At 68.4% G+C, this 15,391-nt stretch carries 13 protein-coding genes and 1 pseudogene; 10 read left to right on the top strand and 4 right to left on the bottom strand.

What is annotated here, in order from left to right; all coding sequences use genetic code 11:
- Positions 1-58: 58 nt before the first annotated feature.
- The 6 genes from I4484_RS18585 (at position 59) to I4484_RS18560 (ending at position 6,995) form a co-directional block, all read left to right on the top strand.
- A complete protein-coding gene (locus tag I4484_RS18585; protein ID WP_197448658.1) occupies positions 59-598 on the top strand; it encodes a TIGR02281 family clan AA aspartic protease in 540 nt (179 codons plus the stop codon).
- Entirely contained in the window at positions 595-1,581 is a 987-nt protein-coding gene (locus I4484_RS18580; protein ID WP_197448657.1) for a YihY/virulence factor BrkB family protein, read from the top strand. Before I4484_RS18585 ends, I4484_RS18580 begins: the two co-directional genes overlap by 4 nt.
- Positions 1,578-2,618 carry a nitronate monooxygenase family protein gene (locus I4484_RS18575; RefSeq protein ID WP_197448656.1) on the top strand — a complete coding sequence of 347 codons (1,041 nt, stop codon included), beginning with the start codon at positions 1,578-1,580 and terminating at the stop codon, positions 2,616-2,618. The genes I4484_RS18580 and I4484_RS18575 overlap by 4 nt, the downstream gene beginning before the upstream one ends.
- A gap of 43 nt (positions 2,619-2,661) precedes the next feature.
- Entirely contained in the window at positions 2,662-4,383 is a 1,722-nt protein-coding gene (locus I4484_RS18570) for a VRR-NUC domain-containing protein (protein WP_197448655.1), read from the top strand.
- 8 nt (positions 4,384-4,391) lie between these two features.
- Positions 4,392-6,710 (top strand): ATP-dependent DNA helicase, encoded by a 2,319-nt coding sequence (locus I4484_RS18565; RefSeq protein WP_197451115.1) that lies wholly within the window; start codon positions 4,392-4,394, stop codon positions 6,708-6,710.
- 105 nt (positions 6,711-6,815) lie between these two features.
- Positions 6,816-6,995, top strand: coding sequence for a PLDc N-terminal domain-containing protein (locus tag I4484_RS18560; RefSeq protein WP_159554855.1), 180 nt, complete (start codon positions 6,816-6,818; stop codon positions 6,993-6,995).
- Positions 6,996-7,019: 24 nt separating this feature from the next.
- On the opposite strand, the pseudogene I4484_RS18555 reads toward I4484_RS18560, so the two are convergent.
- The 3 genes and pseudogenes from I4484_RS18555 to I4484_RS18545 all read right to left on the bottom strand — a co-directional run.
- Positions 7,020-7,208 (bottom strand): annotated as a pseudogene (locus tag I4484_RS18555) (DUF3565 domain-containing protein); the annotation flags it as partial.
- A 31-nt stretch (positions 7,209-7,239) separates the two neighbouring features.
- Positions 7,240-7,767, bottom strand: a complete 528-nt coding sequence (locus I4484_RS18550; RefSeq protein WP_197448654.1) for a GspH/FimT family pseudopilin — start codon at positions 7,765-7,767, stop codon at positions 7,240-7,242.
- Between the two features lie 119 nt (positions 7,768-7,886).
- Positions 7,887-8,150 (bottom strand): PP0621 family protein, encoded by a 264-nt coding sequence (locus tag I4484_RS18545; RefSeq protein WP_197448653.1) that lies wholly within the window; start codon positions 8,148-8,150, stop codon positions 7,887-7,889.
- Between the two features lie 98 nt (positions 8,151-8,248).
- Here I4484_RS18545 and I4484_RS18540 point away from each other — a divergent pair, with 98 nt between their 5' ends.
- Positions 8,249-9,880, top strand: a complete 1,632-nt coding sequence (locus I4484_RS18540) for an NAD+ synthase (protein WP_197448652.1) — start codon at positions 8,249-8,251, stop codon at positions 9,878-9,880.
- A 72-nt stretch (positions 9,881-9,952) separates the two neighbouring features.
- On the opposite strand, the gene I4484_RS18535 is transcribed toward I4484_RS18540, so the two are convergent.
- On the bottom strand, positions 9,953-10,777 hold the full coding sequence (locus I4484_RS18535; protein ID WP_197448651.1) for an outer membrane protein assembly factor BamD: 825 nt from the start codon (positions 10,775-10,777) through the stop codon (positions 9,953-9,955).
- Between the two features lie 117 nt (positions 10,778-10,894).
- Here I4484_RS18535 and rluD point away from each other — a divergent pair, with 117 nt between their 5' ends.
- From rluD to clpB, 3 genes are all read left to right on the top strand, one after another.
- A complete protein-coding gene (rluD, locus tag I4484_RS18530) occupies positions 10,895-11,854 on the top strand; it encodes a 23S rRNA pseudouridine(1911/1915/1917) synthase RluD (RefSeq protein WP_197448650.1) in 960 nt (319 codons plus the stop codon).
- Positions 11,855-11,862: 8 nt separating this feature from the next.
- Positions 11,863-12,618 carry a peptidoglycan editing factor PgeF gene (gene pgeF, locus I4484_RS18525; protein WP_197448649.1) on the top strand — a complete coding sequence of 252 codons (756 nt, stop codon included), beginning with the start codon at positions 11,863-11,865 and terminating at the stop codon, positions 12,616-12,618.
- Positions 12,619-12,757: 139 nt separating this feature from the next.
- Positions 12,758-15,337, top strand: a complete 2,580-nt coding sequence (clpB, locus tag I4484_RS18520; protein WP_197448648.1) for an ATP-dependent chaperone ClpB — start codon at positions 12,758-12,760, stop codon at positions 15,335-15,337.
- Positions 15,338-15,391 lie beyond the last annotated feature (54 nt).

The following is a 15,391-nucleotide window of genomic DNA, read 5'->3' as shown; positions in this document are numbered from 1 at the left end:
ACAGACAGCGGAACCGAGGGTGTCAAAGCATCGTCGCGTTTGGTCAGGAGGGGAGTCGATGCAGCATGAATGCGGTTCGATCCGGCGCGCCGGAATGGGCATGATGTTGCTGTTCTGGGTGGCGTTCATCGGCTTCGGCAGCTGGTGGTTCCACGGCTTCCTCGAGAACCAGCGCAACCCGAATGCCCACCTGATCACCACCGTGAGCGGAACGGAAGAGCCGATCGTGCTCGAGCGCAACCGCTCGGGGCACTTTCTGGCCACGGGGCGTATCAACGGCGAACCGGTCGAGTTCCTGCTCGATACCGGCGCCACCTACGTCGCCGTGTCGGCGAGGCTGGCCGAGCAGTTGGGCCTGGAGCGTGCGGGCTCGGCATGGTTCAACACCGCCAATGGACGCGTGCGCGGCGACCTGACCTGGCTCGACGAGGTCAGCCTGGGGGGCTTCACCGCCAGCCAGGTGCGTGGCTCCATCAGCCCCGGGCTGGAGGGGGAGGTGGCCCTGCTGGGCATGAGCTTCCTCAACCGGTTCGACATCGAGATACGGGATACCCGCATGGTTCTGCGCCCGGCGCAGCCGTCCCGAGGAGGCGAATGAGGAAATTCTGGCGCGGCAGGCGAGCCGACAATCCCCACCAGATACCCGGCCCGGGATGGCTGGACGTGATGTGGCGAGTCAAGGCGCAGCTCTCGCACGATCGCGTCAACATGCTGGCGGCCGGCATTGCTTTCTATGCGCTGCTCTCGCTGTTCCCGGCCATCGGGGCGGTCATCTCGCTGTGGGCGCTGGCCTTCGATCCGGCAGAGGTGGCCAGCCAGATCGGCGAGATCAGCCGTTTCATGCCGCCGGGAGGGGCCCGGCTGATCCATGAGCAGGCCCGGGAGGTCAGCGAGAATACCGATACCGGGTTGAGTCTGACGGCCCTGCTCGGTCTGGCCGTGGCGATATTCCTCGCTTCCAAGGGGGTGCGCGGCCTGATGGTAGGGCTCAACGTGGTCTATGGCGAGGAGGACCGGCGTGGTCTGGTGCATCGCATGCTGGTGGTGGCCGCCCTTACCCTCGGCCTGATCCTGATGTCGCTGGCGGCCACGGTGTTCGTCGCCCTCTATCCCCTCGCCATCGGCTGGCTCGCCCTGGACGGCCCCCTGGTCACCCTGATCAAGTGGCTGCGCTGGCCGGCGCTGCTGCCGTTGATGATGTTCGTTATCGCTGTGCTCTACCGCTACGGCCCCTACCGCCGCTCGCCACGCTGGGAGTGGGTGAGCATGGGGACCGTGACGGCGACGCTGCTGTGGCTGCTGGGCTCGGGGGGGCTGTCGCTCTACGTGGGCCAGATTGCCAGCATGGACGAGCTCTACGGTTCGCTGGGGGCCGTGGTGGTGCTGATGCTGTGGTTCTGGCTCTCGTCGTACGTCGTATTGCTGGGGGCCGAGATCAACGCTGAAATGGAGCGCCAGACCCGGCGCGACACCACGGTGGGGGCGTCCCGGCCCATGGGGGAGCGGGGTGCCTATGCCGCCGATAGCTTGGGCCGGAAGCGGCCGTGGCGACGTCAACGACACCAGGGAGAGGACCCATGAGCCTGATCCGACAGCTCGGCATCGAGCTTCCCATACTCCAGGCGCCGATGGCTGGCGTGCAGGGCGGCGACCTGGCCGTGGCGGTGAGCGCGGCGGGTGGCCTTGGCGCCTTGCCCTGCGCCATGCTCGCACCCGAGGCGATGAGTGAGGAGCTGCGCCGTATCCGCGCGGCGACGACGCGACCGATCAACGTCAACTTTTTCTGCCACGTGCCGCCGGTGCCGGACGAGTCGCGGCAGGCGCGCTGGCATGAGGCGCTGGCCCCCTACTACGCCGAATACGGACTCGACATCGACGGCGTGCCGGCGGGGGCGGGGCGACGCCCGTTCGACCAGGCGGCCTGTGACGCCTTGGAGCCGTTTCGCCCCGAAGTGGTCAGTTTCCACTTCGGCCTGCCCGAGCCGGCATTGGTCGAGCGGGTCAAGGGCTGGGGCGCGAAGGTGCTCTCCTCCGCCACCACGGTCGAGGAGGCGCGCTGGCTCGAGGCACGCGGCGTCGACGCGGTGATCGCCCAGGGAGTGGAGGCCGGCGGCCACCGCGGCATGTTCCTCAGCGAGGACGTCACCACCCAGCTCGGCACCCTGGCCCTGCTGCCGCAAGTGGTGGCCGCCGTCTCGCTGCCGGTGATCGCCGCCGGCGGCATCGCCGATGCCCGTGGCGTGGCAGCCGCCCTGGCGCTGGGAGCCGCGGCCGTCCAGGTCGGCACCGCCTTCCTGTGCTGCCCCGAGGCCACTACCTCGGCGCTGCACCGCCGGGCGCTCATGAGCGAGGCGGCGCGCCACACCGCCCTGACCAACCTCTACACCGGGCGGCCTGCGCGCGGCATCGTCACTCGGTTGATGCGCGAGCTCGGCCCGCTCGGCGACGTGGCGCCTGCCTTTCCCCTGGCCACCGCCGCCATCGCGCCGCTGCGTAGCGCCGCCGAGGCGGCGGGCAGCGCCGACTTCTCGCCGCTGTGGGCCGGGCAGAACGCCAGCGCCTGCCGCGAGGTGCCCGCCGCGGAGGTAGTGCGCGCACTCGCCGCAGGCTTGCACTGACGGCGGGGCTGGCGGGGCGGCGCAGGACTGATATCATGGATGCATGAACAGTATTTCAGGCCCTGCGCCGGTCACCGCCTCGCTCGACGACCCCCTCTACTACCTGGCGAATTTCCGCTTCGTGCTAGGCTGGGTGGGCGAACGCCACGGCGACCTGCTGACTGCGGTGGAGCGCGCCTTGGTGGCCGATTTCGAGGCGTTGCCGCAGCCGTCCCAGGCGCTACTGGTACGCATGGTGATGCGCAAGGGCGAGCTCTTCCGCAGTGCCAAGCTCTGCTACCCGGAGGTCGGCGATACCCAGCGTGCGCTGACCCCGCTCGTCGAGGGCGGCTGGGTCGAGGCGGATCCGCCGCTGGGCCTCGCCGAACTCTTTCATCTGCTGCGCCTGGCCGAGCTGCGTCGAGCGCTGGCCGCGGAGATCGCCGCCGTCGGGCTGACGCCCAGGGCGAGCAAGGCGGTCCTGCAGGAGACGCTGCAGCCGCGCTTGACCCAGGTGCAGCGGCTGGCCGAATGGTGGCCGGAAGCCGGCGAGAGGCTGAGCGGCGAAAGCATCGTGCGCTTGACCGTGATGCCCTGGTGCGATCGGCTGCGGCTGATGTTCTTCGGCAACCTGCGCCAGGACTGGGCCGAGTTCGTGCTCACCGAGCTCGGTCTGCAGCGCTTCGAGCGAGTCGAGCTGACGCCCGGCTCACGGGCCTTCCAGCATCGCGAGGAGGTGGACGCCTACCTGGCGCTGCACGCGCTGCGTGAGCGGTTGGAGCAGGGGGAGTCGCCCGCGGCGCTGGTGGACGAGATGCCGGTCGTGCCGGCTGAGAATACCTGGCTGGCGCAGCGGCGAGGCAGGCTGGCGTTCCTGCTGGGCCAGTCCGCCGAGCGTCACGGTCAGGAGACGCTGGCCCTGCGGCTCTATGCCGAGAGCGGTGACGGGCCGGGGGGGCAGGTAGAGGCGCGCATACGCCGCCTGCGGCTGCTGGAGCGGCGGGGGGAGCATCGCCAGGCCCATGCCCTGGCCAGTCGGGCCTGGGGATCGGACCTAGGCGAACAGGAGACCCAGGCGCTGGCGCGGCTGCTGCCCAGACTGTGCCGCCGGCTGGGGCTGGCACCGCCGGGCCGCGAGCCCGACGTCGCGCCGCAGCGGCTCGACCTGTGCCTGCCGCGCATCGGCTCGTCGGGCGTCGAGCAGGCCGTGGCCGAGTACCTGAGCCGTCCTGAGGCCCCGGTGCACTATGTCGAGAACACGCTCATGACGGGCCTGTTCGGCCTGCTCTGCTGGCCGGCGCTGTTCGCGCCGCTGCCCGGCGCCTTCTTCCACCCGTTCCACGCTGGCCCCGCGGATCTTCACCACGACGACTTCGTGGCCCGCCGCCGAGAGCGCTTCGAGGCCTGCCTGGCGCGGCTCGACGATGGTACCCACGGCGACGCGATCTGGCGTGCCTGGCGAGAGAAACGTGGGCTGGCATCGCCCTTCGTGCACTGGGAGGCCCTTGACGAGGCGCTGCTCGAGCAGGCACTGGCCTGCCTTCCGGCCGCCCACCTGCGCGCCTGCTTCGAGCGCCTGCTGACCGACCTCAGGGCCAATCGCGCCGGGTTGCCCGACCTGATCCAGTTCCTGCCCGGTGGCGAGCCCCGCTATCGACTGATCGAGGTGAAGGGCCCCGGCGACAGGCTGCAGGACAACCAGCGCCGCTGGCTGGCGTTCTTCCGTGCGCAGGGGATCGACGCCGTGGTCTGCCATGTGACCTGGCAGCAGGACGCGGCGTCGTGAGCGCTGCCATGGCGCATGCCGCAACGCCGCGCTACCGGGTGGCCGTGCGGGCACTGTGCGACTTCACCGCCCGCGAGGGCGACCTCGACCACCGCTTCACGCCCTCGCCCAGTGCCCGTGAGGGTATCGCCGGCCATGCCCTGGTGACGGGGCGCCGCGAAGAGGGCTACGAGCGCGAGATCGTCCTGAGTGGGTGTCACCGCGGCCTCCTCGTCAGCGGGCGGGCCGATGGCTATGATCCGCGGCACAACCGGCTCGAGGAGATCAAGACCCATCGCGGCGACCTGTCGCGCATGGCCGCCAACCAGCGCGCCCTGCACTGGGCCCAGGTCAGGGTCTACGGGGCGCTGCTGTGCGCCGAACGAGGGCTCGACTCCTTGACCCTGGCGCTGGTCTACCTCGACATCGGCAGCGAGCGCGAGACACTGCTCACCGAGACGGCCAGCGCCGCCGATCTCACCGCCTTCTTCGAGGCCCAGTGCGAGCGCTTCCTGGGCTGGGCCGAGCAGGAGGCGCAGCATCGCCAGGCGCGCGACACCGCCCTAGCCGACCTGGACTTCCCCCACGCCGAGTTTCGTCCCGGGCAGCGTGAGCTGGCCGAGGGCGTCTACAAGGCGGCAGCCACCGGTCGCTGCCTGCTGGCCGAGGCCCCGACCGGCATCGGCAAAACCGTGGCCACGCTGTTTCCCACGCTCAAGGCGATGCCGCGCCAAGGCATCGATCGGCTCGCCTTCCTGACCATGAAGACCCCGGGGCGGCGCCTGGCGCTGGATGCCCTGGCCCGGCTGGGGACCGCCGGCCAGGGCGGAGGAGGGGCCGGGGACCGCCAGCGGCATCTGCCCCTGCGGGTGCTGGAGCTGACCGCCCGCAGCAAGGTCTGCGAGCATCCCGACAAGGCGTGTCATGGCGATGCCTGCCCGCTGGCCGCCGGCTTCTACGACCGCTTGCCCAGCGCCCGTCAGGCCGCGGTCGCGCGGGGCTGGCTCGATCGTGAGGCGCTGCGCCAGGTGGCGCGCGAGCATGGTATCTGCCCCTATTACCTGGGGCAGGAGCTGGCACGCTGGAGCGACGTCTGCGTGGGCGACGTCAACCACTACTTCGATGCGTCGGCGCTGCTGTACGGCCTGGCCCAGGCCAATGGCTGGCGCCTGGCGCTGTTGGTGGACGAAGCGCACAACCTGGTGGAGCGGGCCCGCGGCATGTACAGCGGTGAGCTGCACCAGCGCGCCTTCGGCCAGTTGCACCGCAGTGCCCCCGCGCCGCTGGTGAAGCCCCTCGGGCGGCTGATGCGCCAATGGCAGGCCTTGGTGCGGGAACAGGGCGGCGCCGACGAGGGCCAGGCGGGCCAGCCGACCTACCGCGTCCTCGACGACCTGCCCGCGCGGTTCGTCGGCGCCCTGCAGCAGGCGGCTGCGGCGATCACCGACTATCTGGCCGAGCACCCGGGCGGCGCCGACCCGCTCCTGCAGGAGCGGCTGTTCGAGGCCCTGGGCTTCTGTCGCCTGGCCGAGTCGTTCGGCGAGCACTCGCTGTGCGACCTGACCCGGCACGGTCGCGGTCGCGCGGTGTTGGGCCTGCGCAACCTGATCCCGGCGGATTTCCTGGCGCCGCGCTTCGCCCAGGCGCACAGCAGCGTGCTGTTCTCGGCGACCCTGTCACCGGTGGCCTACCACCGTGACCTGCTGGGCGTGCCCGGCCAGAGCGTGAGGCTGTCGGTCGCCTCGCCGTTTCGCGCCGAGCAGCTCGAGGTGCGCATCCAGGGCGCCATCTCGACGCGCCTGCGTGACCGCGAGGCCTCGCTCGACCCCATCGTCGACGAGCTGGCCGGCCAGTACCGCCGCCGCCCCGGTCTCTATCTCGCCTTCTTCAGCAGTTTCGCCTACCTGCAGGCCGTGGAGGCGCGGCTGGCACGCCGCCACCCCGAGCTGCCCTGCTGGAGCCAATCCCGCGGCATGCGTGAAGCCGAGCGCGATGCGTTCCTGGCGCGCTTTCAGCCGGGTGCGCAGGGCATCGGCTTCGCGGTGCTGGGCGGGGCTTTCGGCGAGGGCATCGACCTGCCCGGCGAGCGGCTGATCGGCGCCTTCATCGCCACCCTGGGTCTGCCGCCGTTCGATCCCTTCAACGAGGCGCTCAAGGCCAGGCTGGAGTCGCGCTTCGGCTGTGGCGACGCCTATGCCTATCGCATCCCGGGACTGATCAAGGTGATCCAGGCCGCCGGCAGGGTGATCCGCAGCCCTCAGGATCGCGGCACGCTGGTGCTGATGGACGATCGCTTCCAGCGGCACGAGGTGCGTCAGCTGTTACCCGAATGGTGGCGAACGGCGTGAAGCGCGCTACCTTGATTCACATAACGCTACAGTTTCGGATTGTTGCTCGTGACGCTGCGTGCTAGTTCTTGAATCAGCACCTACTGCTGGACAAGGAGATGTCGAATGGGAATCGAAGTAGGCGGCCTGCTGGGTCTGATCTGGCTGATCATCCTGGTCTGGGCCATCGTCAAGGTGGCCAAGAGTCCGGCCGGGCCCATCGCCAAGCTGCTGTGGATCATCGTGCTGCTGGTCTTCCCGCTGGTCGGCCTGATCATCTGGCTGCTGATGGGGCCCAAGGGGTAGCGATGCCCCGAGGTTGTCCGGCGGCTCGCCGCGGTCGCATTTGACGCATTCGAGTGCGAGCCCGAGGCGCGAAACGCGGCCGGCCTCCGTCGTGACCCAGGGGCGCTCGACCCAGGGCGGCTGGTGGCGGACATGCTGGTTGTGGCCGCATTCGAGTTCGGCGACCCAGTGGTTTTCTTCGTCCTGATGGTAACCCACGATGGCACGGCGCATGCAGCCTCCTATAGCGAGCGACGCAGTGCGCTCAGCAGTCGATGGCGCTGCCGGCACGCACCCGCCCGAAGTTGCTGAGCACCAGTTGGGCGCCCTGTTCGTGGCGACCGCAGATGCGGAAGGTGCCATTGTGCCCCGCTGGCCGCCCCAGGGCACCATAGCGTACCGGCTTGCCATCCTGGCGATAGCTGACACGAACGCCGCGGTTGGCCTCGATCACTCGCAGCAGGGCGCTCTCGGAAAATTCGTTTCCCGCCAGGGGGCCGAGGACGATGGCCAACGGGGCGCTCCAGTCGTCCATGACGCAGCGCCTGTGGTCGGGGCTGGGGCAGACGATCACCGGGGTGCGCCGGGTGATGGCCGTGTTGCGCCCCAGCGAGAGTGCCACCCGCAGTCGATGCGCTTCGGCGGTCACTTCGTGGCGGGCGCTCATCGCCTGAAGCCCGGGAACCGCCCAGCCCAGCAGCACGCTGGCCACGGCGATGACCACGAGGAGTTCGATGAGGGTGAGGCCGCGCTGGCGCAGGGCGGCGCTAGGCGAGGCGTGAGCCGCGTCCATGAAGCTCTCCTGGAGGGATTCCCCTGATCATGAGGCATTCACTCTAGTCGAGACCGGCGCGGCGTCTATCAGCCATTACCGATAGAGTTTGTAGGCGATTGCCGTCATCGCCTGACGGTCTACTCCTCGGGGCGTTGCTCCTGGAGGAAGCGGTCGCGATGGGCACTGCTGCAGAACCACTCTCCCTGGTCGCGCAGGGCATCGGTCTCGGGGACGTGCACCTGACACCAGGCGCAGCGCACCATCTGGCCGCCCTCTTGGTGCGATTCGCCCTCGAGCCGCTCCTCGTGGTCAAGCTTCCATTCGCGGTACATGCGATAGAGCTTGAGGCCGGCGAAGAACAACACGGCGAAGATGATCAGCCGAATGAGCAACAGGTTCATCCTCGTTCGTCTCCCAGGTGGGGGCTAGCGGCTTTGCCAGCCGGACGCCCTTGCGGGACAATACAGTGACCTCGGATTCTCAAGAGATTTCTACGCCCATGCAAGATTTGACGCTGGTGATGGCGCAATTGGACCCGTTGGTCGGGGACATCCCCGGCAACGCCGATCGTGCCATCGAAGCCGTTCGCGAGGCGCGCATCGAACATGGTGCCGACATCGTGGTGTTCCCCGAGCTGTTCCTGAGCGGCTATCCCCCCGAGGATCTGCTGCTGCGCCCTTCAATGGAGACCCGCCTGCGCGAGGCGCGTTCCCGCATGGCGGCGAAAATGTCCCGCGACGTGCTGGTGATCATCGGCTATCCCGGCCGGCGCGAAGGGCTCGGCTACAACCTCGCCGGGCTGCTCTACAACGGCGAGTGGATCGGTGAATACGCCAAGCAGGCGCTGCCCAACTACCAGGTCTTCGACGAGCGCCGCTATTTCAGTACCGGTGAGCAGAGTCTGGTGATCGAGCACAAGGGCGCCAGGCTCGGCATCCTGATCTGCGAAGACATCTGGGACGGGGGCCCGGTGCGGGCGGCCCGCGATGACGGAGCGGACATCCTCGTCACGCTCAACGCTTCGCCCTATCACCAGGACAAGCCGGCCGAGCGCCTGCGCCTGCTCGAGCAGCGAGCCGCCGAGGTGGCGCTGCCGCTGGTCTACGTCAATACCATCGGCGGCCAGGACGAGCTGGTCTTCGACGGCGGCTCGGCCTGCGTCGACGCAAGCGGCCAGGTGCGGGTAGTGGCGCCCTACTGGCAGGCGGGACTGATGCCGGTGCAGTTCGTCAAAGAGGCAGACGGATGGGTGCCGCAGGAGGGGGAGATCGAAGCCCCCGAGGCGCCCGAGGAGAGCCTCTACTGCGCGCTGGTCAGCGGCGTGCGCGACTACGTCAACAAGAGCGGCTTCCAGGGCGTGGTGCTGGGGCTCTCCGGCGGCATCGACTCGGCCCTGTCGCTTGCCATCGCGGTGGACGCGCTGGGGCCGCAGCGGGTGCATGCGGTGATGATGCCGTATCGCTACACCGCCGACATCTCCCAGGAAGACGCCGCCGAGCAGGCGCGGCTGCTCGGCGTGCACTACGAGGTGCTGCCGATCGAGCCCATGGTCGACGCCTTCATGGCCACCCTGGCCGACACCTTCGCCGGCACCGAGCGCGACACCACCGAGGAGAACCTGCAGTCGCGCTGTCGTGGTGTGCTGCTGATGGCGATCTCCAACAAGAAAGGCCTGATGGTGCTGACCACCGGCAACAAGAGCGAGATGGCGGTGGGCTATGCCACGCTCTACGGCGACATGGTGGGCGGCTTCAATGCGCTCAAGGACGTCTACAAGACCTGGGTCTATCGCCTGGCCCGCTGGCGCAACACCCAGTCGCCGGCGATCCCCGAACGTGTCATCACGCGCCCGCCCTCCGCCGAGCTGGCACCCGACCAGAAGGACACCGACTCGCTGCCCGACTACGACACCCTCGACGCCATCCTGGCACGCTACATCGAGGGCGACATGAGCGCCGAGGCGATCATTGCGGCCGGCTTCGAGCGCGACGACGTCTACCAGGTGGTCAGGTTGGTCGATCGCAACGAGTACAAGCGACGCCAGGCGCCGGTTGGCGTGCGGGTGACGCCGCGTGGGTTTGGTCGCGACCGCCGCTACCCCATCGTCAACGGCTGGCAGCCCGGCGACTGACGACACTGGCAGGCCAAACGCAAGAACCCGCGAGCAGGCTCGCGGGTTCTTCGTCTCGGGCCGATGGGTGAATCAGGCGGAGAGCGACTCCGCGCGCACGTGCTGCGGCTGGAAAGTGCGGCCACGCAGGCGATCGTTGCCGGGATCGTTCTGAATCAGTACCTGCAGCACTTCACGCGCGCGGTCGCGCATGTCGAGTCCCAGGTAGCCTTCGACCATCACCGCCAGCGCGTCGCGGGTGGCCTCGGCTTCGGGGTAGTTCTCGACCACCCAGCGGCCGCGCTCGACGGCGGCCAGATAGGCCCCCTTGCGCAGGTAGAAATCGGCGACATGCAGCTCGTGGCGTGCCAGCACGTTGCGCAGGTAGACGATACGCTGTTCGGCATCGGGAGCGTATTCGCTGTCCGGATAGCGCGACACCAGCTCGCGGAAGTCGGTATAAGCGTCACGCGAGGCGCCGAGGTCACGCTTGGAGATGTCGATCAGGCGCAGGCGCTCGAGGCTGAAGCGCCCCGCCTGCCATGAGGCCAGCCCGCGCATGTAGAGCGCGTAGTCGGCTTGCGGGTGCGTCGGGTGCAGGCGAATGAAGCGGCTGGCGGCGGCGCGGGTGGCTTCCCAGTCGCTGGTCTCGTAGTAGGCGTAGATCAGTTCGAGCTGGGCCTGTTCGGCATGGCGGCCAAACGGATAGCGCGTATCGATGGCCTCGAGACGCGAGATGGCGGTGGTGTAGCGTCCGTCCTCGAGCGCATCGCGCGCCTCGTCGTAGAGCTGCTGCTCGGCGACGCCTTCGAATTCGTCCTGTTCTTCTTCCGTGGCAGACCTGCCGGCACAGCCGCTGACCAGGGTGGCGGCCAGGAGCAGAGCGATAAGGCGTGTGGCGATGGGGGAAACGCGCATCGTGATCCTCGTGTCTAACAAGCCGTGTCGGCCGTGGTAGAATCGACCGTAACCCGTCCACTATAAAGCACCTCGCGTGAAAACGCAGTCCGAGGATGCCGACAGCGATACCCCCCTATGCCCCAGACCGTGGAAGCCCAGCAACGCGTGCCCGTCTCACTGGCCGGCTCTCGCCTCGACCAGGCCGCCGCCGAGCTCTTCGCCGACCATTCCCGCGAGCGCCTCAAGGGGTGGATCAAAGAGGGGGCGCTGACCGTCGATGGTCGCCCGGGCAAGCCCAAGGACAAGATGGCCGGCGGCGAATGGCTGCAGCTCGCCGCCGAACTCGAGGAGGAGAAACGCTTCGAGCCCGAGGCGATACCGCTCGACGTGGTCCATGAAGACGAAGAGCTCCTGATCATCGACAAGCCGGCGGGGCTGGTGGTGCACCCGGCTGCGGGCAATCCCGACGGCACCCTGCTCAATGCGCTGTTGCACCATTGTCCGGGCCTAGCCGTGGTGCCGCGGGCCGGTATCGTGCATCGCCTGGACAAGGACACCACGGGGCTGATGGTGGTGGCCAAGACGTTGGCCGCCCAGACCGCCCTGGTCGAACAGCTCCAGGCCCGCACGGTATCGCGCGAGTACGATGCGGTCTGCGTCGGTGTGATGACCTCCGGCGGCACGGTCGACGCCCCCATCGGCCGGCACCCGAAGGACCGCAAGCGCCAGGCGGTACACGCCAGCGGCAAGCCGGCGGTGACCCACTATCGCGTGGTCGAACGCTTCCGAGCCCATACCCACGTGCGCTGCCGGCTCGAGACAGGCCGCACCCACCAGATCCGCGTGCACCTGGCGCATCGGCGCTTCCCGCTGATCGGCGATCCGGTATACGGTGGGCGGCTCAAGCTGCCGGCGGGGGCCGGCGAGGCGCTCAAGACGTTGCTGCGGGAGTTTCCGCGCCAGGCGCTGCATGCCAGGAAGCTGGCCTTCCTGCACCCCGGCAGCGGCGAGCCGGTCGAGTTCCGCGCCGCGTTGCCCGACGACCTGCTGCTGTTGATCGACTACCTGCGTGACGACCACGAGGCCATGCGCTGAGGAGTCCCATGAGCGACGCCCCCCATCTGCAACCGACCCTGATCGAGCCCGACTGGCCGGCGCCTGCCAGCGTTGGCGCCTTCGTCACGACGCGCGAGACCGGGCCGAGTCAAGGCGAGTTCGCCTGCTTCAACCCGGCCGACCAGTTGGGCGACAATCCCGCTCACGTGGCGCTGTGCCGGCGTCTGATCGGCAATGAGCTCGAGGACGAGCGGCCGCTGCTGTGGCTCAGGCAGGTGCACGGTGCCAGGGTGCAGTCGGGCTACAGCGACGGCATGCCCGAGGCCGACGCCTCGGTGGCCTTCGATCGCGGCCATGCCTGCGTGGTACTGACCGCCGATTGCCTGCCGGTGTTCTTCTGCGACCGCCAGGGTAGCCGGGTCGGCGTGGCCCATGCCGGCTGGCGAGGGCTGGCCGGCGGGGTGCTCGAGGCCACGGTGGCAGCGCTCGCCGCCCCGCCAGAGGAGCTGATGGCCTGGCTGGGGCCGGCGATCTCCAACGCCCAGTTCGAGGTGGGGCCTGAGGTGCAGCAGGCCTTCGTCGGCGTGCATCCGGAGGCCGCCGCCGCATTCGATCCCAGCCCCTATCGTCTGGGCCACCACATGGCCGACCTCTACAAGCTTGCCCGCCTGCGCCTGGAGCGGCTCGGCGTCGCCCACATCAGCGGCGGCCACTTCTGCACCGCCTGCGAGTCGCGCTTCTATTCCCATCGTCGCGACGACGGCAGGACCGGGCGCTTGGCCAGCGTGATCTGGCTACGTTGATCCGCGTCAAGCTGCCGCATCCTTTCCCTGGCCGGTGACTTGAAAGCCGGCCAAGCTGACTCCATTGAATCTGTCAATACGATATGACAGGGCCAAGCGGCGCGTCCGAACGCGCCGCCACCCCGATGGAGGAAAGCGAATGCGTTTCGACAAGTTCACCGCCAGGCTGCAGAACGCCGTGGCCGACGCCCAGTCCCTGGCCGTGGGGCGGGGCCACAACCAGCTTGAGCCCGGGCACCTGCTGTTGGCACTGCTGGATGCCCGTGACACCGGCATCAAGGCGCTGATTCAGAAGGCCGGCGGCGACGCCGCGCGGCTGCGCGATACCTTGGCGGGGCACCTCGACGACCTGCCCAAGGTTGGCCAGTTCACCGGCGAGGTGCAGCCCTCGCGCGACTTGGTCAAGCTGTTTAACCTGACCGACCGCGAGGCCCAGCAGCGCGGCGACCAGTACATCGCCAGCGAGCTGGTGCTGCTGGCTGCCCTGGAGATGGGGCATGCGGTGACCAAGCTGCTGACCCAGGCCGGGGTGACCCGCAAGGCGCTGGAAAGCGCCATCGATAGCGTACGCGGCGGCGAGCGGGTCGACGATCCCAACGCCGAGGAGAGCCGCGAGGCGCTGGAGAAATACACCCTCGACCTCACCGAGCGTGCCGCCGACGGCAAGCTCGACCCCGTGATCGGCCGCGACGACGAGATCCGTCGCACCATCCAGGTGCTGCAGCGGCGCACCAAGAACAACCCGGTGCTGATCGGCGAGCCCGGCGTGGGCAAGACCGCCATCGTCGAGGGGCTGGCCCAGCGCATCGTCAACGGCGAGGTGCCGGAAGGGCTCAAGGACAAGCGTGTGCTGTCGCTCGACATGGGCTCGCTGCTGGCCGGGGCCAAGTTCCGCGGCGAGTTCGAGGAGCGCCTGAAGGCGGTGCTCAAGGAGCTCGCCCAGGAAGAGGGCCGGGTGATCCTGTTCATCGACGAGCTGCACACCATGGTCGGCGCCGGCAAGGCCGAGGGCGCCATGGACGCCGGCAACATGCTCAAGCCGGCGCTGGCCCGCGGCGAGCTGCACTGCGTGGGGGCGACGACCCTCGACGAGTACCGCAAGTACATCGAGAAGGATGCCGCACTCGAGCGGCGCTTCCAGAAGGTGCTGGTCGACGAGCCCTCCGAGGAGGACACCGTGGCGATCCTGCGCGGCCTCAAGGAGCGCTATGAGGTGCACCACAAGGTCGACATCACCGACGGCGCCATCATCGCCGCGGCCAAGCTCTCGACCCGCTACATCACCGACCGCCAGTTGCCCGACAAGGCCATCGACCTGATCGACGAGGCCTCCTCACGCATCCGCATGGAGCTCGACTCCAAGCCCGAGGAGATGGACCGCCTCGACCGACGGCTGATCCAGCTCAAGATGGAGCGCGAGCACCTCAAGAAGGAGACCGACGAGGCGTCGAAGAAGCGCCTCGAGAGCCTCGAGGAGCAGATCGACGAGCTCGAGCGCGAGTACGCCGATCTCGACGAGATCTGGAAGGCCGAGAAGGCCAGCATCCAGGGGGCGGGGCAGTTCAAGGAGGAGCTCGAGCGTGCCCGCATCGACTTGGAGCAGGCGCGTCGGCAAGGCGATCTCGGCCGAATGTCGGAGCTTCAGTATGGGGTGATACCTGAACTGGAGAAGAAGATCGCCGAAACCAGCGAGGCCGAGGCCGACACCTCGAGTCACAAGCTGCTGCGCTCCAACGTTACCGAGGAGGAAATCGCCGAAGTGGTCTCACGCTGGACCGGCATTCCGGTGGCCAAGATGCTCGAGGGCGAGCGCGACAAACTGCTGCGCATGGAAGAGGCGCTGCATCAGCGGGTGATCGGCCAGGACGAGGCGGTGACTGCCGTGGCCAACGCCGTGCGTCGCTCGCGTGCCGGTCTCGCCGACCCCAACCGGCCCAACGGCTCGTTCCTGTTCCTCGGCCCGACCGGGGTGGGCAAGACTGAGCTGTGCAAGGCGCTGGCGAGCTTCCTGTTCGACACCGAGGAGGCGATGGTGCGCATCGACATGTCGGAATTCATGGAGAAGCACTCCGTGGCGCGCCTGATCGGCGCACCCCCTGGCTATGTCGGCTACGAGGAGGGCGGCTACCTGACCGAGGCGGTGCGGCGCAAGCCCTACTCGGTGCTGCTGCTCGACGAGGTCGAGAAGGCCCATCCGGACGTCTTCAATATCCTGCTGCAGGTGCTGGAGGACGGTCGCCTCACCGACGGCCAGGGGCGCACCGTGGACTTCCGCAACACCGTGATCGTGATGACGTCCAACATGGGCTCGGACATCATCCAGCGCATGGGTGGCGACGAGCACTATGATGAGATGAAGCGTGCGGTCATGGACGTGGTCGGCACGCACTTCCGTCCCGAGTTGATCAACCGCATCGACGAGGTGGTGGTGTTCCATGCCCTGCGCCAGGAGCAGATCGAGGCGATCGCCGGGATACAGCTCGACCGTCTGCGCGCGCGCCTGGCCGAACACGGCCTGCAGCTCGAGGTCAGCGACGAGGCGATGGCGCAACTCGCGCTGGCGGGCTTCGATCCGGTGTTCGGTGCGCGACCGCTGAAGCGGGCGATCCAGAGCCGTATCGAGAACCCGTTGGCCCAGGACCTGCTGGCTGGTCGATTCGCGCCGGGCGACGTCATTCACGTCGAGGAGAAGGACGACAAATTTGTGTTTCGCGCCTGATACACAGTCATAACGCGTTACCCGGTACAGAGCCCGGCGAGCGACTACACTGTC

Source organism: Halomonas sp. SS10-MC5 (assembly GCF_015992245.1).
Lineage (GTDB): Bacteria > Pseudomonadota > Gammaproteobacteria > Pseudomonadales > Halomonadaceae > Halomonas > Halomonas sulfidoxydans.
This window is presented reverse-complemented; position numbering and strand designations above follow the sequence as displayed.